11 protein-coding genes and 3 pseudogenes are annotated in these 19641 nt (G+C 68.7%); 4 read left to right on the top strand and 10 right to left on the bottom strand.

Annotation, left to right across the window (positions count from 1 at the left end; translation table 11 throughout):
* The first annotated feature begins 13 nt into the window (after positions 1 to 13).
* Together AC1DP9_RS11875 and AC1DP9_RS11870 are read left to right on the top strand one after the other, a co-directional pair.
* Positions 14 to 3058, top strand: coding sequence for an FAD-binding and (Fe-S)-binding domain-containing protein (locus AC1DP9_RS11875; protein WP_477107440.1), 3045 nt, complete (start codon positions 14 to 16; stop codon positions 3056 to 3058).
* A gap of 211 nt (positions 3059 to 3269) precedes the next feature.
* A complete protein-coding gene (locus tag AC1DP9_RS11870) occupies positions 3270 to 4520 on the top strand; it encodes a right-handed parallel beta-helix repeat-containing protein (RefSeq protein ID WP_477107439.1) in 1251 nt (416 codons plus the stop codon).
* Between the two features lie 22 nt (positions 4521 to 4542).
* On the opposite strand, the gene rfbA is transcribed toward AC1DP9_RS11870, so the two are convergent.
* The 10 genes and pseudogenes from rfbA to AC1DP9_RS11820 form a co-directional block, all read right to left on the bottom strand.
* Positions 4543 to 5430, bottom strand: a complete 888-nt coding sequence (gene rfbA / locus AC1DP9_RS11865; protein ID WP_477107438.1) for a glucose-1-phosphate thymidylyltransferase RfbA — start codon at positions 5428 to 5430, stop codon at positions 4543 to 4545.
* Between the two features lie 36 nt (positions 5431 to 5466).
* The gene (locus tag AC1DP9_RS11860; protein WP_477107437.1) at positions 5467 to 6762 is read right to left on the bottom strand and encodes an oligosaccharide flippase family protein; all 1296 of its coding nucleotides are present in this window, start codon (positions 6760 to 6762) and stop codon (positions 5467 to 5469) included.
* Positions 6763 to 6774: 12 nt separating this feature from the next.
* Complete coding sequence (locus AC1DP9_RS11855) at positions 6775 to 8049, bottom strand: oligosaccharide repeat unit polymerase (RefSeq protein WP_477107436.1); 1275 nt, start codon at positions 8047 to 8049, stop codon at positions 6775 to 6777.
* Between the two features lie 6 nt (positions 8050 to 8055).
* The gene (locus AC1DP9_RS11850; protein ID WP_477107435.1) at positions 8056 to 9327 is read right to left on the bottom strand and encodes a glycosyltransferase family 4 protein; all 1272 of its coding nucleotides are present in this window, start codon (positions 9325 to 9327) and stop codon (positions 8056 to 8058) included.
* Positions 9309 to 9839, bottom strand: a pseudogene (locus AC1DP9_RS11845) (glycosyltransferase family 4 protein); the annotation flags it as partial. The pseudogene AC1DP9_RS11845 and the gene AC1DP9_RS11850, both read right to left, overlap by 19 nt.
* A gap of 606 nt (positions 9840 to 10445) precedes the next feature.
* A pseudogene (locus AC1DP9_RS11840) lies at positions 10446 to 11453 on the bottom strand (glycosyltransferase family A protein); the annotation flags it as partial.
* Positions 11454 to 11475: 22 nt separating this feature from the next.
* The gene (locus AC1DP9_RS11835) at positions 11476 to 12486 is read right to left on the bottom strand and encodes a glycosyltransferase (protein WP_477107434.1); all 1011 of its coding nucleotides are present in this window, start codon (positions 12484 to 12486) and stop codon (positions 11476 to 11478) included.
* Positions 12483 to 14738, bottom strand: a complete 2256-nt coding sequence (locus AC1DP9_RS11830; protein ID WP_477107433.1) for a GNVR domain-containing protein — start codon at positions 14736 to 14738, stop codon at positions 12483 to 12485. Before AC1DP9_RS11830 ends, AC1DP9_RS11835 begins: the two co-directional genes overlap by 4 nt.
* 54 nt (positions 14739 to 14792) lie before the next feature.
* Positions 14793 to 15389: pseudogene (locus AC1DP9_RS11825) on the bottom strand (sugar transferase); the annotation flags it as partial.
* Between the two features lie 301 nt (positions 15390 to 15690).
* Positions 15691 to 17220 carry a mannose-1-phosphate guanylyltransferase/mannose-6-phosphate isomerase gene (locus tag AC1DP9_RS11820; RefSeq protein ID WP_477105166.1) on the bottom strand — a complete coding sequence of 510 codons (1530 nt, stop codon included), beginning with the start codon at positions 17218 to 17220 and terminating at the stop codon, positions 15691 to 15693.
* A 533-nt stretch (positions 17221 to 17753) separates the two neighbouring features.
* On the opposite strand from AC1DP9_RS11820, the gene AC1DP9_RS11815 reads away from it, so the two are divergent.
* Positions 17754 to 18809 carry a GlxA family transcriptional regulator gene (locus tag AC1DP9_RS11815; protein WP_477107432.1) on the top strand — a complete coding sequence of 352 codons (1056 nt, stop codon included), beginning with the start codon at positions 17754 to 17756 and terminating at the stop codon, positions 18807 to 18809.
* Positions 18810 to 18830: 21 nt separating this feature from the next.
* Positions 18831 to 19631: a 2OG-Fe(II) oxygenase gene (locus tag AC1DP9_RS11810; RefSeq protein ID WP_092293862.1), complete on the top strand. Its 801-nt coding sequence runs from the start codon at positions 18831 to 18833 to the stop codon at positions 19629 to 19631.
* The last annotated feature ends 10 nt before the right edge of the window (positions 19632 to 19641 follow it).

Below are 19641 nucleotides of genomic sequence, written 5' to 3'. Positions count from 1 at the left end.
GACATCCCCGCTCATGGCCCTGCCTACCACCCCCACGCCGCCCGGCGTGCAGCCGCTGCGCTTCATGCCCGGCGCCGCATCGTCACCCGCCACGCAGTCGCCGCTGTACCGGCGGCTCGCCGCCGAGCTGCGCGGCGACGTGCTGTTCGACACCGCCAGCCGTGGCCGCTACGCCACAGACGCCTCGATCTATCAGGTCATGCCGATTGGCGTGGTCGTGCCGCGCGACGAAGCCGACGCCCGGCTGGCGCTGGACATCGCCCGCGACTTCAAGGCGCCCCTGCTGCCGCGTGGCGGCGGCACCAGCCAGTGCGGCCAAACCGTGGGCGAGGCGCTGGTCATCGACAACAGCAAGTTCCTGAACCAGGTGATCGACTTCGACCCGGTGGCGCGCACGGTGACTGTGCAGCCCGGCATCGTGCTCGACCACCTCAACGCCTGGCTCAAGCCGCACGGGCTCTGGTTCCCGGTGGACGTCTCCACGGCGGCGCAGTGCACGATCGGCGGCATGGCCGGCAACAACTCGTGCGGGTCGCGCTCGATCCAGTACGGCAACATGGTGCACAACGTGCTGGGCATCCAGGCGATCCTGGCCGGCGGCGAGGACGTGCGCTTCGACGCCGGCTGGCCGGCGGACGGCGCCCCGCACCGCGCCATCGCCGATGGCGTGCGGCGCATCGCCGAGCGGGAGCGCGACGCCATCGCCGAGATGTACCCGCACGTACTGCGGCGCGTGGGCGGCTACAACCTCGACCTGTTCCATCCCCAGAACGAACGCCCCTACACTGCCGACGGCAGCGTCAACCTCGCCCACCTGCTGGTCGGCTCGGAGGGCACGCTGGCCTATTTCCGGCACCTGACGCTGCAACTGGCGCCGCTGCCCACGCACAAGACGCTCGGCGTGGTGAATTTCCCGACCTTCTACCAGTCGATGGACCTCACCCGCCATATCGTCGGCCTGCAGCCGGCGGCGGTGGAGCTGGTCGACCGGACCATGATCGACCTCGCGCGCCACAACCCGGCCTTCCGCCCGGTGATCGAGCGCGCGCTGGTGGGCGAGCCCGAGGCCATCCTGCTGGTGGAGTTCGCCGGCGAAGACCGCGAGACCACGGTGCGCGGCCTGGCCCGGCTGGTAGAGCTGATGGCCGATCTCGGCCTGCCCGGCTCGGTGGTCGAAATGCCCGACGCCGGCCCGCAAAAGGCGCTGTGGGAAGTGCGCAAGGCCGGCCTGAACATCATGATGAGCATGAAGGGCGACGGCAAGCCGGTGTCCTTCATCGAGGACTGCGCGGTGCCGCTGGAGCATCTGGCCGCGTACACCTCCCGGCTGACCGAGGTCTTCCACAAGCACGGCACGCGCGGCACGTGGTATGCCCACGCCAGCGTCGGCACGCTGCATGTGCGCCCCATCCTCGACATGCGCCGCGACGGCGCCACCAAGATGCGGGCGATTGCCGAGGAAGCCGCCGCGATGGTCCGCGAATACAAGGGCGCCTATTCGGGCGAGCATGGCGACGGCATCTGCCGGGGCGAATGGGTGGCGTGGCAGTTCGGCCCGGCGCTGAACCAGGCCTTCGCCGAGGTCAAGGCGCTGTTCGACCCCGAAAACCGCTGCAACCCCGGCAAGATCGTGGGCACGCCGAAGATGGACGACACCGCGCTGTTCCGCTTCCCGCCCAGCTATACGGTCAAGCCGATCACGCCGGCGCTCGACTGGTCGGCGTGGAACGTCACGCGCGACCCGGTGACCGAGGCCGAGAGCACGCCCGGCACCGGCCTGGACCCCGCGCGCGGGCTGGCGGCGGCCGTGGAGATGTGCAACAACAACGGCCACTGCCGCAAGTTCGACGCCGGCACGATGTGCCCGAGCTACCGCGTCACGCGAGACGAGCAGCACCTGACCCGTGGCCGCGCCAACACGCTGCGGCTGGCGCTGTCCGGCCAGCTCGGCCCGGAGGGGCTGCTGGAGCCAGCGGTCAAGGAAACCCTCGACCTCTGCGTCTCCTGCAAGGGCTGCAAGCGCGACTGCCCCACCGGCATCGACATGGCCAAGATGAAGATCGAAGTCCGCGCCGCCCACGCCAAGGCCGGCAAGCTGCGCGCGCGCGACCGCATGGTGGCCTTCCTGCCGCGCTACGCCGGGCTGGCCAGCCGCCTGCCGTGGCTGTTCAACCTGCGTGACCGCGTGCCGGGGCTGCCGGCGCTGAGCGAGCGGCTGTTCGGCCTGTCCGCCCGCCGCTCGCTGCCGCGCTGGCAGGCGGCTTTCCTTGGGGGCGACTACACGCCGAAGGCGGCGGGCGGCAAGGAGGTGGTGCTGTTCGTCGATACCTTCAACAACCATATGGAGCCCGAGAACGCCCGCGCGGCCCAGCGCGTGCTCGAAGGGGCCGGCTACACCGTGCACCTGTCGGCGGTGCCGGGCGAGCGCCCGCTGTGCTGTGGCCGGACCTTCCTGGCGGCAGGTCTGGTCGATGAAGCCAAGGCCGAGGCCCGGCGCGCGCTCGACGCGCTGCTGCCCTTCGTCGCGCGCGGCGTGGCCGTGGTGGGGCTCGAACCGTCTTGCTTACTGTCGATGCGCGACGAATTCCTCCAGTACGGCTACGGCGACGCCGCGCGCCAACTGGCGGACAACGCGTTCCTGTTCGAGGAATTCCTGGTCCGCGAGCACGCCGCCGGCCGCTTCGCCCCATCGCTCCAGCCCATCGGCACGGCCCGGGCGCTGCTGCACGGCCACTGCCACCAGAAGGCGTTCGATGCCGTACGCCCCGTGGAGCAGGTGCTCGGCTGGATTCCGGGCCTGAAGACCGAGCTGGTGGAGTCGTCGTGCTGCGGCATGGCCGGCAGCTTCGGCTACGAGGCCGAGCATCACGAAGCCTCGATGAAGATGGCGGAGCTGTCGCTGCTGCCGGCGGTGCGCAAGGCCGATGGCGACACTCTCGTGGTGGCCGATGGGACGAGTTGCCGACATCAGATCCACGATGGTGCAGGCCGGGAGGCGCTGCACGTGGCGCGGGTGCTGGAGCGGGCCATGGCGACGGCGGCAACGGCAGCCGGATAGCGCACACCCAACGCCCACGCAACAGATTCTCCGTCCAAATCCGCCAAGTTCCCGGTCCTGGCGGACAAAGCGGCCGGCCCGGGCCAGCGCAGCGCCTATGATGCAACGGCGAACCAGCGGTCTGGACGGAGAGTGGACGGAGAACCAAAGCCATGGGCACTATCGCAATCGAGTTGGAGGTCTCGCCTGATGCCCCGGCAGGCCGGGCGACATGACGGGGCGCCAGCGCAAGGGCGCTGCGGCCAGCGTACTGACAGCGGTGGCGCTGGCGGCGCTCGTGCTGTGGCTTGGCAGCCGCAAGGCGCCGGGCGGCTCGATCGACGCGGTCGGCGCCACAACCGATGTGGCGGTCCAGCCGATAGCCGGCGGGGCCGACCAGGCCGCTGCCCTGCAAGCGGCCCTGGATAGCCTGCAGCCGGGCCAGCGCCTCGTGCTGGCGCCGGGCAACTATCGCGTGGGGAACGTGCTGGCCATCCGTGGCGAGCAGGTCGTGGTGTCCGGCTACGGCGCCACGCTCACCGCCACCAGCCCGGACGCGCAGGCGGTGGAGATCACCGGCCGCAACGCCACGCTGGTCGGCGTCACGCTGGTCGGCACCGGCACGCAGCGGCTCGAATCGTCCACCTCCGCCAAGGTCTCCGTGGACGGCTACGGCATCCAGGTGCTCGACGTCACCATCCGTGGCGGGGCGAGCGCCGGCATCTTCGTCTCGCGCGGCAACAGCATCGCGCTGGTCGGCAACAAGGTCAATGGCACGCTGGCCGATGGCATCCACATCACCGGCGGCTCGCGCGACGTGCTCGTGCAGGACAACTCCGTCACCGCCACCGGCGACGACATGATCGGCATCGTCAGCTACCAGCGCGACGGCACGATCAACCAGAACATCCTCGTCAGCGCCAACTACCTCGCCGGCAACGCCTGGGGGCGCGGCGCGTCCATCGTCGGCGGCACCGACGTGACCCTGGCCAACAACTGGATCGAAGGGGTGCAGAAGGCGGCGGCGGTGCTCATCGCGCAGGAGGACGGCTACCGCACGGCAGGCGTGACCAATGTGCAGGTGACGGACAACATGATCTCGGATATCGAGAACGCCACGCAGCCGGGCAACAACCGGCTGGCGGCGGGCCATGCGGCCATCGACATCAATACGGGGACGGGCAGCGTCGCGCGGGTGCTGGTGGCGGGCAACCAGGTCACGCGCGCCACTTACGATGGCTTCCGGGCGGTCGGCAATGTGTGCAACGTGCGGGTCTCGCGCAACCGGTTCGTGACGATTGGCGGCGCAGCGCTGTCGCTCCAGGTGCGCAACTGCCCGACGGACGCCTGGACCTGCGACGGCAACACGCTGGACGGCACTGGCATCGCCCTGACCGGCTGCAACGGGACCGGCGCCCCGCAGGTGTCGGGCGCGGACCGGACCCGGCTGCCGCAGGTGCGCACGGCCCTGCGGCAGCAATGAGCCCTCCTCGGACGTAGCGGACTCACCGCACGCGCGGCGTCTCGGCGATCAGCCGTTGGAGGTACTTGCCATAGTGGCTCTTGCCCAGCGGCTTGGCCAGCCGGCCGAGCTGCTCGGCATCGATCCAGCGGCGCCGGTAGGCGATTTCCTCCGGGCAGGCCACCATCAGGCCCTGCCGCTTCTGAAGCGTCGAGACCAGCAGCGCCGCCTCCACCAGCGAGTCGTGCGTGCCGGTGTCCAGCCACGCGTAGCCGCGCCCCATGATGTCCACGGCGAGCTTCCCGGCTTCCAGGTATCGCGAGTTGACATCGGTGATCTCCAGCTCGCCGCGCGCCGAGGGCCGGATGTCCGCCGCGATGTCGCACACCGCGTTGTCATAGAAGTACAGCCCGGTCACCGCGTAGCTGGAGCGCGGGGCGGCCGGCTTTTCCTCGATCGACAGCGCGCGGAAGTCCTCGTCGAACTCCACCACGCCGTAGCGCTCCGGGTCGTCCACGTGATAGGCGAACACGGTGGCGCCTTCCTCGCGCCGGTTGGTGCGCGCCAGCAGCCGGGCGAGATCGTTGCCGTGGAAGATGTTGTCCCCGAGGATCAGCGCCGAGGGGTGCTTGCCGACGAAGCCCCGGCCGATGATGAAGGCCTGCGCCAGCCCGTCCGGCGAGGGCTGCTCCGCGTACTGGATGTCCAGCCCCCACTGGCTGCCGTCGCCCAGCATGGTGGCGAAGCGCGGCAGGTCCTGCGGCGTGGAGATGACCAGGATCTCGCGGATGCCCGCCGTCATCAACGTGGAGAGCGGGTAGTAGATCATCGGCTTGTCATAGACCGGCAGCAGTTGCTTGGACACGCACTGCGTGATCGGGTACAGCCGCGTGCCGGACCCACCGGCCAGGATGATGCCTTTGCGGTTCATGTCTGAATCTCCCAGGTCGATGGTGGTGAAGTCTGTTCAGGTCGCTCTTTCAAGCGGTGCGGGAATGGGCGCCACAGGGTCCACGCCCCGGGCCGTGGCGCGGGCAGTCGCCTCGCGCCGGTAGCAGATGAAGAAGGCCAGCGCGCCGAACACCTCGGTCAGGATGATCGAGATCACCGTGCCCCGGGCGCCCATCAGCATCACCAGCGGCACCACGTAGAGCAGGTGGAGCACGGTCACGGCGGCGTAGATGTTCTGCACCAGCCGGTGGCGGCCCAGCGCCAGCAGGCCGAGGTTGCCGAAGACGAAGGCCACGCTGGTCACCGGCAGCAGCACGCCTTCGAGGCGTAGCAGCAGGATGGCGTCGTGGAACGGCTCGCCCAGCCACATGCGGATGCCGACATCGGCAAACAGCTCGATGCCGATGGCCAGCGCGCCGGCGCAGGCAAACACCGCCAGCATCGCCTTGCGCAGCAGCGCGCGCGCCGCCTCGGGGTCCGTGACGTTGTACTGGCTGATGCGTGGGAAGAAGGCCGTGCCCACCACCGTGAAGATGGTCTGGGCCGCCACGCGGATCTTGTCCGCCATGGAGAACTGCCCCACCGCCACCGGCCCGTGGAAGTAGTTGAGCAGGATGGCGTTGAAGGTGACGTAGAAGCTCACCAGCACCAGCGAGAGAAACACCGGGAAGCCTTCGCGGAACGAGATGGCCACCTCGCGCACCGACACGGCCACCAGCGACGCCAGCCGCTGCCGGTGGATGCCCCACAGCGCCGCCACCGCCAGCAGCACCGTGCCAACGCTAATGCCCAGTGCCGCCAGTGCGGCGTCCCCCGGCCCGCGCACCCACATCAGCACGCACCCCAGGCTGACCGCGCGGGCGATGCAATTCGGCACCACCAGCACCTTCATGCGCTCCAGCCCCTGGTACAGCCAGATCGGCGTGAAGGCGTTGGCCACCACGCCGACGAAGGCCGCCGCGAGGATGGTCCAGTGCTCGCGCAGGCTCGGCACCAGCCCGAGCGTGCCGGCCATCAGCAGCGCGGCGGCCAGCGTCAGGGTCAGCTTGGCGGCCATCGTGGCCGAGAACACGCGGTCGACCACCGTGCGGTCGTCCCGCCCCAGCGACACCAGCCGCGTGGCGGTGAGATTGTGGCCGTAGTCGGTCAGCAGGATCAGGTACTGCGCCAGCGCCTGGCAGTAGGCCAGCACGCCGAACTCCTTCACCCCGAGCACCCTTCCGAGCAGCGGCAGCAGGAGCAGCGGGAACAGGTAGTTGCCGGCCTGGATCAGCAGGAGATAGGTCGCGGTGGCGCGGATGGAGGTCGGCATGGCGGCGTAGCGTCAGCGGGGACCGGGACGGATCACACCACGCGGCACCGGCGGCAGCCGTCGTCGCACCGGCTGGCCGGCCATCTGGAAGATCAGCCACAGCAGCGCCAGCGGCACGAAGTTGCGCCCGCTGAACAGGTTGGGCACGCGCAGAATCTCCAGCAGCGACACCAGCAGCACAGCGTGCGCGCAGCACCAGAAGCCATCGCCCGCGCGCCAGCCCGCGTAGCTGCGGGACAGCAGCCAGCCCATGCCCGCCGCCAGCAGCAGCGCGAACCATCCCCACTCGTGGAAGTGCACGTAGATACCGGACGGATTGTTGAACTCCGGGTCGCCGAAGTCGCTCAGGAACATCGTGTAGCTGTCGCCATTGCCGACCAGCGGGCGCATGAACTCGCCCACCACCGGGAACTTGACCAGCCAGTCGAAGGTGAACACCGCGTCGCCGGCGCCCCAGCCCATGATCGCCAGCAGCCCGGCGCCGTTGTTCAGCGAGGTGGAGTAGTACATGCCGAGCCGTTCCAGCGCGAACTCGAAGATGTTGTCGTAGAGATTGACGTAGTGCGTCTCCCACGACCGGTTGTACTCGTTGGCGATAAAGAAGCCGATCAGCGGGCCGATGGCCGCGAACGGCCCGAGCCGCAGCAGCCAGTTGCGCCGGGGGACATTCCGGAACCGCATCACCATCAGCACCCACGGCAGCACCAGTTCCACCAGCGCCAGCCGCTCGGCGAAGATGAAGCTGCGCAGCACCGTCAGCACCAGCAGCACGGCCAGGAAGACCTTGTAGCGGTTCAGGCCGCGCACCGGCTGGCGGAAGATGTAGAAGTAGAGCGGCACATAGGCCACGCCGGCCTGCGTGAGCGTGCTGATGCCGGCGATGCGGCCCTTCAGTTCGAGGACGTCGTAGGTGCTGGCGGAGCCGGTCAGGAAGGAGATCAGCACGGCGGGCCGGGCGATCACGCCGCCCATCATCACCAGATAGCCGATCAGGGCGAGCCAGAACAGCGCGTCGAGGATGTGCACGGGCATCTCGGCGCGCGGCCGGGGCGCCAGCGGGGACAGCGAATCGCCCGCGTAGGACGCCACCGTCAGCACCACCAGGAACAGCCCGCCGGCCAGCGCGTAGAAGCTGGTGAAGTAGACCCGCTCGATGGCCTTCTGGTCGCCCAGCAGCGACACCGAGATCAGTACATAGAGCGGCAGGATGAAATACAGCAGCAGCCGGGTGGGGTCTTCCCACCAGTAGCCGTCATGGAAGTCGCGGGGCGGGGTTGGAGGGGGCATCGGCATCTATCTGGGGACGACCGCGAGGTCATCGGTGTGGAACGGTTCCGTGGGCGGCGGGGGTTCCGGCTCGGGCGACGCGGTGCGGGGCCGGCCGCCCTGCCCGGCCATGGCCTGCCGCACCACGGCCAGGAACTCGCTGCGGAAACGCTCCGGCGTGAAGCGCAGCGCGTTCTCACGGCAGACAGCCGGGTCGAACCAGCCGCTGTCCTCGAAGCGGCAGACCGCGCGCACGATGTCCTCCACGGTCTGGCGCGGGAAGAACACGCCGGTACGGGTGCCGGCGTTGCCGGCGTCGACCACCGTCTCGCTGGCACCGCCCCGCCCCAGCGCGATCACCGGCGTGCCGCAAGCCTGCGCCTCCACGGCCACAATGCCGAAATCCTCCTCGGCCGCGAACACGAAGGCGCGTGCGCGCTGCATGTGGTCAATGAGTATCTCGGTCGACTGGTAGCCCAGCATCTTCACGTTGGGGGGCAACATGGCCTGGATGCGCGCGAAGTCCGGCCCATCGCCAATCACGACCAACCGCTTGTCCGGCATGGCCGCGAAGGCTTCCACGATCAGCGCGACCTTCTTGTACGGCACCAACCGGGAAGCGGTCAGGTAGAAGTCCTCGCGGCACTGGCCGAGGCCGAAACGCTCCACATCGACCGGCGGGAACACCACCGTGGCCGGGCAGCCGTAGACCTTGCGGATGCGCCGCGCCACGTAGGCCGAGTTGGCCACGAGCAGGTCCACGCCATGGGCGGTGCGATGGTCCCAGATCCGCATGTAATGGAGGATGGCCCGTGCGATCCAGCTCTTGAGCCCGCGCGTCAGGCGCGATTCGTCGAGGTACTGGTGCTGGAGGTCCCAGGCGTAGCGGATCGGCGAATGGATGTAGCTGACGTGCAGCTGCTCCGGCCCGGTGATGACGCCCTTCGCCACGGCATGGCTGGACGAGATCACGAGGTCGTAGTCGGACAGGTCGAACTGTTCCACCGCCAGCGGCATCAGCGGCAGGTAGTTGCGGAACGACTTCCGGGCGCGCGGCAGGCGCTGGATGAACGACGTCTTGGCGTGCTTGCCCTGCAGCACGTGGCGCTGGTCGTCCGGGAAGAAATCGACCACGCTGAACAGGTCGGCGTCGGGCCAGATCTTGAGAATCTGCTCCAGCACGCGCTCGGAGCCGGCGTAGGTGGTCAGCCAGTCGTGCACCACGGCCACCCTGCCGAACTCGCCGGGAAAGGGAGTCGGGGCGAAATTCGGGGCGGGGGTCATCGCTGGGGCAGCCATGGGGAAATCTCGGTGAGAAGCCGGTCGGCGGTCAGGCGCCACGAGCGGCGCTGCACGTTGGCGAAGCCCTGCGTGCGCAGGCGGTCACGCAGGGCGCTGTCGTGCATCACGTGCATCATGGCTTCGCCGCACTCCGCCGCGCTGGTCGGGCGGAAGTAGATCGCCGCATCGCCGCAGGCCTCGCGCACCGAGGGCAGGTTGGACGCGATGACCGGGCAGCCCAGCGTCATCGCCTCCACCGGCGGCAGCCCGAAGCCCTCGTACAGCGACGGAAACACGAAGCAGGCGGCCTGGCGGAACAGGGCCTTGAGATCGCCATCGTCGACATAGCCCACCCGTTTCACGAAGTCTGGCGACACCTGTTGCACCGCCTTCAGCATCGGCATGCCGCCGCCGACGATCACCACGTCGTAGTCGGTGGCCTTGAGCAGCTCGATGGCCTCCACCACGAGCCGGAAATTCTTGTGATGGCTGGCGCTGCTGACGGCGAGGATGTACGGCCGGCCAGACAAGTGGAACTTCTCGCGGACGTCCGCCTCCTCCGGCAGCCGCAGCATGTGGTCGCCGCTCATCGGCAGCACGCCGATCTTGCGGCCCGGGATGTGATACGCCTGGATCAGCTCGCCGCGCGAGAACTCGGACACCGTCAGCACGCGCCGGGCGATGCGGCCGATCCACGGCGCCATCATCCGATACCAGGCCCGGAAGGCCCGCGTGTACGCCTGCGGCACGCGCATCGGCGCGGCGTCGTGCATGACCGTCACCTGATTCCGATAGAGCAGCGGCCCGGCGTTGCACAGGTTCAGCAGCAAGGTGCCGCGCGCCGCCAGCGGCAGGCAGACCTGCTCCCAGTACTGGCCGTTGCCGCCCGGCACGGTGCGGATGCGGAGGTTGGGAAAGCGTTCCGGCTCGACCTGCACCGACGGCGGGATCAGCAGCTCGAACGACAGCCCCGCCACGGCGGGTGCCTGCGTGGCGACCAGTTCGTCGATGCTGCGGATCACCTCGTTCGCAAAGCGGTCCACCCCGGTCGGGCGCCGGCCCAGATAGCGGCCATTGATCGACACGATGGTCGGGTCACCGCCCGCTGGCGCCACCGGCCGCACCGGCGCCCCGCTGCGCGCGAGCGGGTTGGCGATATAGCGGATCGCGCGGTCGCCAACCGCCGCCACCGGCACCAGCGCGAGCGCCGTCAGGCCGGACACCGCCAGCTTCTTGCGCAGGCTCCAGTACGGGTTCGCGGTGACGGTGTGGAAGTAGCGGCCGGACTCGCGCAGGAACCAGCGCCAGCGCTGCCCGAGCGGCGCCCCGTACAGCGCGGTGGCGAACAGCGCCTTCTCCAGCGCGAAGTCGAGCGGCGCCGCCGGCAGCGTAATGCCGAGCCGCTGGCGCGCGATTTCGCGCAGCAGCGTCCAGCGCCGGGTGGACTGCCGGGCGCCCGCCAGCGCGTCTTCCGCATTGGCCAGCGACAGCCCGCCGTTGTCCTGCCGGTGCACCCGGTAGCGGCCAAGCGGCCGATCGATGGCGAACACGTCGCCGACCAGCGCGGTGCCATAGATCGCATAGAAATCGGCGCCGTGGATGTTCTCGGCGGTGACGGGCACGGGAAAGATGCGGCGCAGGGCTTCCACGCGATAGGCGTTGCCGGAGCCTGGCGGCGACGGATAGAGCCAGCCCTGCCGCAGCAGCGCGCCACAGTCGGCCACGGCGTTCGATTGCGGCACCTGCACGCCGGTCAGCGTGCCATCGCCGGTCATCACTTCCAGCCGGAACTGCACCTTGGCGTAGTCGCCGGCGGCGAAGGCGGCCAGCACCGTCGCGGCGGCGTCCGGCTCCAGCAGATCGTCGGCGTCGAGAAAGATCACGTAGGGCGTGGTCACGCGGCGCAGCGCGTGGTTGTAGGCCGAGACCTGTCCGCCGTTCGCCTGGCAGATGGCCTCGATGCGGTCGCCGTAGCCGTGCAGGATCTCGCGCGAGCCGTCCGTCGAGCCATCGTCGATCACCATGACCTTCACCGCCGGCGCGGTCTGGGCCAGCGCGGAGTCGATCGCCCCACCCAGAAACCGCGCGTAGTTGTAGTTGCAGATGACGATGGTCAGGCTCGCGGATTCCGGGTGGGACGGCATGGGGGTCTCGGTGGGGGAGCGACTACAGGGAATAATCGGCATGAAAGCCCAGGCGGTTCGCCTCGCCATCGGCAATGGCGCGTTCGAGCAGGCTGAGGCGCGCCGCCGCGCTGCGGCGCTTGCCGTAGAACCGCAGCAGGATCAGGAACACCAGCCGGTTCAGCCGATAGGTGAAGCCGGACGTGGACCAGTAGTTCTTGTCGAACCACGCCTGATTGCGGCTGCTGTAGTACGCGCGGAAGTCCGAGCCGCTCAGCAGCAGGCACTCGAAGTGGTTCTTCCAGTGGCGCTTGACGTTCCAGGAGCCCTCCAGATCCTCCAATTGCGCGCCGGTGACCAGCGCGATGCGCCCGCCCCGGGCGGTCAGCCGCCAGGTGTATTCGATGTCGTCCGCGTAGAGCACCAGATTCGGGTCCGGCAGGCCGAGGTCGGTGTAGACGTCCCGGTGAGCCAGGAAGCCGCCATACGGCGCGAACGGCATCGACACCACCGCAGGCAGCGCGCGCGGACGCGGTTTTCCCCACGGCGTGCGGCGCCAGATCTTGTAGGGGATGCGGGCGACGTGGAAGCCGAAGTAGCTCGAACGCGGCGGCGAGGCCAGCGCGCCCGGCACGCCCATGGCGATGTCGCCCTGATGGTCGGGCCGGAAGCCGAGCACCGCCGCGCGGCCCCGGCCGGTTTCGCGGGTCAGCACGTCCAGCTGATGGCAGAGCACGCCCAGCGCGCCGGGGCACGGCGCGTTGTCGTCATCCATCAGCCAGAGGTAGTCGGTATCGCCGCGCAGCGCGGTCTCGATGCCGACCGCGTAGCCATTGGCCGAGCCGGTGTTGGTCGGCAGGTGCACCACGGTGATGCGGCGCCCCCAGCGGGCTTCGAGCAGGCTCAGGTCCGATGCCGAGTTGTTGCTGACCACCACGGCGTGCCGCACGCCCTCTTCGTCGAAGGCGCGGCGCAGCAGTTCCACGCAGTAGTGGAGCCGGTCCCCGTAGGTGACAGTGACCAGTGTGACGCGCTTGTTGTGGGAGAAAGTCATGACGGCTCGCTTGGGGAGGAGCCCGGCGTGGCCGGGCGGGGCGCTTGGGGCTCTGCGTTGGTGCCATAGGCATAGCTGTAGCGATGCAGGGTGCCGGTGAAGTCGTTGAAGATCACGCCCTGCACGGCGACGTTGGCCTGGGCCAGCCGGCGCGTGCTTTCGTCGATCTGGTCGACCGTGGTCACGCGGTGGCGCGCCACCATCAGCACGGTGCCGGCCAAGCGGCCCAGCACCAGCGCGTCCGCCACGGGCAGCAGCGGCGGGCCGTCAAGCACCACCATGTCGTACTGGGCCGCCACGCGCTCGATCAGCGCGGCCAGCTCCGGCTGGAGCAGCAGCTCGCTCGGGCCCGCCATGTGCAGGCCGGTGGACAGCAGGTCCAGCCCATACGAGACATCGCGGCGCACCACGTCCTCCAGCCGGTGCGTGCCGGCCACCACCTCGGACAGGCCGGGCCCCCGGTCGACGTGAAAGCGCCGGTGCAGCGCGCCGTTGCGCAGGTCCGCGTCGATCAGCAGCACGCGGCGCTTGGACGCCCCCGCCAGCGTCGCCAGGTTCGCGGCGACGAAGGACTTGCCGATGCCGGCGGTCGGCCCGGTAATCAGCACCACGCGGTTGGGCGCCTCGCTCAGGGCGAAGTGCAGCGTGGTGCGGATGGTGCGCAGGCTTTCGATGGCGGCATCGGGCAGCACGGCGCGCTCCGCCGGGCTGGCCAGCCGGAGCGGCCAGTTGGCCCGGCCGGGCTTGGTCTCGCTGGTCAGCCGGCTGCGCGGCACGGTGGCGTACACGGGCAGGCCCGTGGCGATCTCGATCTCCTCGCGGTCCTGCACGGCGCCGGCCATGCGGCGCCGGAACGTGGCCAGCACCAGCCCGGCGAACAGGCCCGCCAGCAGCGAGCCACCCACGGCCACGCCCCGGCGCGGCATGAACGGCGTCTCGGGCGGCGTGGCGGGGTCGATCAGCCGCACGTTCGCCACCTTGCCGGCGCGCACCAGCGCCAGTTGCTGACGGGCGTTCAGGCGATTGGTGTACAGCTCGGTGTCCACCTTCATCTTGCGCTGGCGCTGCAACAGCGTCTGCTCGATCAGCGGCAGGTTGCGCGTGCGCGCCTGGTTGATCGCCAGCGCGGCGGCGCCCTCCTGCAGCTGGGCGTCCAGCGCGCGCACGTAGCGGTGCTCGTCCGTGTAGCGCGTGATCAGCTCCCGGCGCTTCTCCTTCAGGTCGAGCTGGCGCGTTTCCATGGCGACGGCCTGCTCCAGCAGCGTGCGGGCCTCCTCGCTGGTATCGACGGCGCCTTCCTTGGCCCGATAGGCGTTGTAGGCGCTCTCCGATTCCTCCACCTGCTGCTTGAGCTGCGGCAGCTGCTCGTCCAGGAAGCGGATCGACTTGTCCGCCTCCTCGGAGCGCCGCCGCACGTTCTGCTCGACATACTCGGTACCCACCACGTTCAGGATCTGGCTGGCGCGCACCGGATCGACGCTATCGAGCGCCACGCCGATGATGCTCGACTGCTTGCCGCGCTCCGAGATCGACAGCGAGCGTTGCAGCCATTCCGTGGTGGCGATCTCCGAGTAGCGCTTGATCGTGAAGGTGGCGCCGGGCTCCCCGTCGGCGGTCTTCACCAGCAGGTCCACCGGCCCGCGCGCGGTGTCCGCGTGCAGCGGCACGCCGACCTTGCCGCGCAGCGTCAGCAGCGGCTCGCCCCACATCTGCGACAGCGTGAGCACGTAGGACCCGTTCCTCCCCAGCGTCATCACGAAGGTCTTGCCCTGCCAGCCGGCCGGCACATCGAAGCGGGCCACGTCGATGCGCTCCGCGCCATGCACGTAGCCACCCGGCAGCGGCTGGGACGGCCCGTCCGTGCGCGCGGCCAGCCACCAGCCGATCACCGGCACGTAGCGCGGCGCGGCATCGATATACAGCTTCAGCGTCTCCACCGCCCGCGACACGACCATGCGCGAGTTCAGCACCTGGATCTCCGAGGTGGTGTCCGGCTTCAGCTCCTGCATCGGCCGCACGTCGCCGGAGGGGGAGCGCGACTCGGAGGCGCTCGGCTCCACCTGGATCAACAGGTCCGAGCGGTACACCGGCCGGGTAAACAGCGCGTAGGCCACGCCCCCGAGCAGGCACAGCGCGGTGGTGCCGGCGATCAGCCAGCGCGAGGCCAGGATCGTCGTGCGGATGTTCATCGAGCGGGCAAAGTGCCGCCCCGGCATGTCGTGGCCTGCGTGAAAGATCTGAGGCGAATTCATGCCGTTCTCCCGTATCGCCCCCGCCCGCGCGGGCGAGGGTCGTTTTTGTGTATGTCAGTACGCGCCACGGCCATGCAGGACGACTCCGACGGTCTTGAACAGGATCACGATGTCCCCCACGAACGACCAGTTGCGCACGTAGGCCACGTCGAGCGAGATGCGCGTGCCGTAGTCGGTTTCATTGCGACCGCTGACCTGCCACGGGCCGGTGATGCCGGGCAGCACGCGCAGGTAGTAGGCCGCTGCGTCGCCGTAGCGCTCCAGCTCCTTCTCCACCACGGGGCGCGGGCCGACCAGGCTCATGTCCCCGCGCACCACGTTCCATAGCTGCGGCAGTTCGTCGATGCTGGTGCGGCGGATAAAGCGGCCCAGCCGGGTAATGCGCACGTCGTCTCGCAGCTTGAAATCGCGCTCCCACTCGGCACGCGCCACGGGGTCCGAGGCCAGCAGCTCCTTCAGCACCACGTCGGCGTTCATCACCATCGAACGGAACTTCAGGCACTTGAACTTGCGACCGTTGGCGCCGATGCGCGTATGGCCGAACAGGCACGGGCCGCCATCCTTCATCACGATCAGCGCCACCGTCAGCATCAGCGGCGAGAGCAGCAGCAACAGGGTGAGCGCGGCCGCCGCGTCGAAGGCGCGCTTGACGCCCAGCCCCAGCGCGGGCGGCAGCCGCATCGACATGTCCGCCGGGCCATCGAGCGCGGGCGGCACAAAGGTCGCCATGGCGCCGGGCAACTCGCCCGTCCTCCCGGCACTGCCCGCGCCGCCGGGCACGGGGGGCGTCAGGCGGCGGGTGGCGACGCCGGACTCGGTGAACAGCGATTTGAAAGCTTGGAACATGGCGACTCTCCCGTGGCCAGGGTTAACTTGCGATCGATGTCTCCAGGAGGCGCGCGTCGGCCGGCTGGGCGGCCGCGCGGCGACTGTTTTCAGGTGGTCAGGGGGTCTAGGCGCAGCGCCCGTAGGTGTCCTCGATGCGCACGATGTCGTCTTCGCCGAGATAGGCGCCGGACTGCACTTCGATGATCTCGAGCGGCAGCTTTCCGGGGTTCTCGAGCCGATGCGTGGTGCCGATCGGGATGTAGGTGGATTCGTTTTCGCTGAGCAGGAACTGCTCTTCGCCACGGGTGACGAGCGCGGTGCCGCGCACCACGGTCCAGTGTTCGGCGCGATGGTGGTGCAGTTGCAGCGAGAGCTTGGCGCCCGGGCGCACGACGATGTGCTTGACCTGGAAGCGCTCGCCGGTGTCGAGCGAGTCGTAGCAACCCCAGGGCCGCTGCACCTTGCGGTGGGAGTCCGCCTCGGTGCCCCGCTGGCGCGCGATCCGCTCGACCAGCCCCTTCACGCCCTGCACATGGGAGCGGTCCACCACGAGCACGGCGTCGGCGGTCTCCACCACGATCACGTTGGTGGTGCCCACGCACGCGACCAAGCGGCCCTCGGAATGGGCGTAGCAGGAGGTGGCGCCCTCGAACAGCACGCGGCCCCGGGCGGCATTGCCTTCGCCATCCTTGTCGATGGCGTCCCACACGGCATCCCAGGAGCCGAGGTCGGACCAGCCGGCGTCCAGCGGCACGACCACGCCCGGCACGCCATCGGCGCGCGCGAGTTGCTCCATCACCGCGTAGTCGATGGAGTCCGACGGCACCGCCGCGAACGCCGCTGCATGGGGATGGAACACCGCGCCGTCGCTGCGGCCGGTGGCGAAGGCATCCGCGCAGGCCGCGTGCATGGCCGGCTGGAGCTGTTGCAGCGTGCGCAGCCAGGTGCTGGCGCGCACCACGAAGATGCCGCTGTTCCACCAATACTCGCCCGAGGCCACGTACTGCGCCGCCAGTTCGGCGGCAGGCTTTTCCACGAAGGCGTCGATCCGGCGCGCGGCATCGTCGAGCGACGCGCCCAGTCGGATGTAGCCAAACCCGGTATCGGCGCGCGTCGGCGGCACGCCGAGCGTGACCATCGCGCCCTGCTCGGCAAACCCCGCTGCGCGCAGCACGGCCTGCTGGAAGGCGGCGTTGTCCGCGATCACATGGTCGGCCGGCATGGCCACGAGAATGCAGTCGTCGCCCTCCGCGCAGGCAAGCAGCGCGGCCAGGGTCAGGGCCGGAGCGGTGTTGCGCCCGGTCGGCTCCACCACGATGCGCGCCACCACGCCGGCTTCGGTCAGCTGCTGGGCGGTCATGAAGCGGTGCGCTTCGCCACAGACGATGATCGGCGCCATCTCACCCATCGCACCGCCCCCCTCCACCAGCCCGGCCAGCCGGCGCGCAGTGGTCTGGAGCAGCGTGTCACCGCCAAGGACGTCGATCAGTTGCTTGGGAAAGTGCTTGCGCGAGAGGGGCCAGAGCCGGGTGCCCGAGCCGCCGGCGAGCACCACTGCGGCGAGCCGCGTGCGTACGGCGGGCGCCGCTATCGCGATATCCGCGGTGTCCGTGATGAGATCCGTGGATTCGATCGTGGTGTCCGTAGTACGCATGTCTGCTCCTGTCCGGGGGGCTGCAACTGGCGAAAGGCCGTTTGTTGCAGCGAAGCATAGATGCCCGAAAAAGCAGATCTGACCGCGCGGCGGAAAATGCAGAATCTTTGTCCGAATAATGAAGGCGTAACACTTTTGAAAGTAATTAAGCCTCCACTTTGATCAGACAAAACACTGGCCGAATATCAAAATGATGAATCGGCACGGCATATTTACAATATCCCGCACCAATATGCGGCGATGCATGTATTTAGTTCATTGCAATGCCCTAAGCCCGTGCACACAAGGGATTGCGGCTATTCGGCGACAGCGCTTCGTGCGTTTCCGCGCATTCAAATGAAAATAGTGATTCACCTTGGAAACAGCGGATGGCGGCGGCGCCGCTTATTCTCCTTTATGCGACGGCGTACACGTCATGTTCCGCCAACATCGCGCAGTTATCGGCCAGCCGGATTTTCCCGCCAGGTTATATTCGTTATGATGCAACGCAGCAGATGCGGTTTTCTTATTCGACATCAGGGGAGCAAGTGGCTATGGAATACCTTGTCGAGTCGCCAACGCCGATGCGCACCCTCGGCCCGATCCCGATGACCGGCCAGCGCGAGATCCTGCGCATCGGCCTGATGCTGTTCGATGGCTGCTCCCTGCTGACCGCCGGCATCATTGCCGAGGCGTTCCGCATGGCGAACGAAATCGCCCTGCAGCGCACCGGCCGACCCGCCTACCAGTTGTCCCTGCTGTCCCACCGGGGCGGCATCGTCGCCTGCTCCTCCTCGGTACGGGTCTGGACGCAGGGGCTGGACGTGCTGGGCCAGCGTGGCTTCAACGCCATCTTCATCGGCTGCAGCGAGCGCGAGCCGTCCGGCGAGCGCGATGCCCGCCTGATGAACGCCATGATCGAGGTGAGCGCCTCGGTACTGGAGCGCAGCCCCCGGAGCGGCCAGCGCACCCAGCCCGCCCAGCCCCGCGTATCGCGCGCCATTCCCCAGAAGATTGTCGAAGTGGACGAGGTAGCCGGGATCAGCCACGTCACCTCGTCCGTGTTCTGGTGCCGCGATGGCGCCGTCTCCGCGCCGGACGTGATGCCCTCCGCGGCCGACATGGCGCTGGCACAGATCGAGTTCGACCTCGGTTTCGTGATGGCGACCGAAGTGGCCCGCCGCCTGGCCCCGCAGCGCGACACCTCCATGGCCCGCCAGGAAACCCCCGAACCCGACGACGTCCCCGACATCGCCGCCTCCTCCGAAGCGCTGGAGAAAGTGCGCGCCTCGGCCCGCTGGATCACCGCGCACTACGCGGAAGAGATCTCCGTGGCCGACGCCGCCCGCATCGCCGCCATGAGCGAGCGCAACTACCTGCGCCGCTTCAAGTGCGCGCTGGGCATGACCCCCTCCGAATACCTGATCCGCGCCCGGCTGGAGATGATCTGCCGGCTCCTCAAGGAAACCGACCTGCCGGTGGACAAGATTGCCCGCCGCTGCGGCATGGGCAACGGCGACCGCCTGGCCAAGATCTTCCGAAAACGCTTCGAGCTGTCCCCCACCGCGTACCGCAATCTCGACAAGACCGCGCTGCCAGACGCAGCCTAGCCACAGGAGGAGGCAAGAGTCATGCACCAAGATCTGCTGGATGTTGCAAAGCTGGACTGGATCTCGCGCGAGCTTTCTGAGTCGTACAGTGCCGCCGCGCCGTTTCCGCATGTCTGCATCGATAACTTCCTGGACGACGGCATCTACCGCGAGGCCAGCGCCGCCTTCCCCAGCGCCGACGAGAAGGTGTGGTTCACCTTCCGCTCCGCCGCCGAGAACCTGAAGCTCCAGATCCAGGACTTCTACGCGATTCCGCCCGCGCTGCGGTCCCTGATCGTCGAGTTCAACAGTCCCGGCTTCATCCGCTTCCTGGAGCAGCTTTCGGGCATCCAGGGGCTGGTGCCGGACCCCCACCTGCACGGCGGCGGGCTGCACCAGACGCTGCCGGGCGGCCGCCTCGGGCTCCATATCGACTACAACTACCACCTCGAATGGAAGCTGGACCGGCGCCTCAACGTGCTGCTGTACCTGAATGACGAGTGGGACGACAACTGGGCCGGCCATCTCCAGCTATGGGACGAGGAAGTCCAGCACTGCGTGCAGAACATCTCGCCCATCGGCAACCGGCTGGTGGTCTTCAGCACCAACGAGTGCTCGTGGCACGGCCACCCGGTGCCGCTAGCCTGCCCGCCCGGGGTCACGCGGCGCTCGATCGCGCTCTATTACTACACCAACGGCCGCCCGGACCAGGCCTCCGAGGAACACACCACGCGCTTCCACGCCCGGCCGGGCGAGCGCTTCACCATCACCGCGCGAGACATCCTGCATGGCATGACGCCCCCGTACGCCAAGGCGCTGGCCAAGCGGATCGTCGGGCGATAGCAGACAGGCG

The organism is Cupriavidus sp. 01L43, from assembly GCF_056399925.1.
This window is presented reverse-complemented; position numbering and strand designations above follow the sequence as displayed.

Bases quoted from the DNA above. Each gene is read 5' to 3' on its own strand.
- AC1DP9_RS11810 (WP_092293862.1), top strand. From the start codon at position 18,831: ATGCACCAAGATCTGCTGGATGTTGCAAAGCTGGACTGGATCTCGCGC.
- AC1DP9_RS11820 (WP_477105166.1), bottom strand. From the start codon at position 17,220: ATGCGTACTACGGACACCACGATCGAATCCACGGATCTCATCACGGAC.
- AC1DP9_RS11870 (WP_477107439.1), top strand. From the start codon at position 3,270: ATGACGGGGCGCCAGCGCAAGGGCGCTGCGGCCAGCGTACTGACAGCG.
- rfbA (WP_477107438.1), bottom strand. From the start codon at position 5,430: ATGAACCGCAAAGGCATCATCCTGGCCGGTGGGTCCGGCACGCGGCTG.
- AC1DP9_RS11875 (WP_477107440.1), top strand. From the start codon at position 14: ATGGCCCTGCCTACCACCCCCACGCCGCCCGGCGTGCAGCCGCTGCGC.
- AC1DP9_RS11830 (WP_477107433.1), bottom strand. From the start codon at position 14,738: ATGAATTCGCCTCAGATCTTTCACGCAGGCCACGACATGCCGGGGCGG.
- AC1DP9_RS11815 (WP_477107432.1), top strand. From the start codon at position 17,754: ATGGAATACCTTGTCGAGTCGCCAACGCCGATGCGCACCCTCGGCCCG.
- AC1DP9_RS11835 (WP_477107434.1), bottom strand. From the start codon at position 12,486: ATGACTTTCTCCCACAACAAGCGCGTCACACTGGTCACTGTCACCTAC.
- AC1DP9_RS11855 (WP_477107436.1), bottom strand. From the start codon at position 8,049: ATGCCCCCTCCAACCCCGCCCCGCGACTTCCATGACGGCTACTGGTGG.
- AC1DP9_RS11850 (WP_477107435.1), bottom strand. From the start codon at position 9,327: ATGGCTGCCCCAGCGATGACCCCCGCCCCGAATTTCGCCCCGACTCCC.
- AC1DP9_RS11860 (WP_477107437.1), bottom strand. From the start codon at position 6,762: ATGCCGACCTCCATCCGCGCCACCGCGACCTATCTCCTGCTGATCCAG.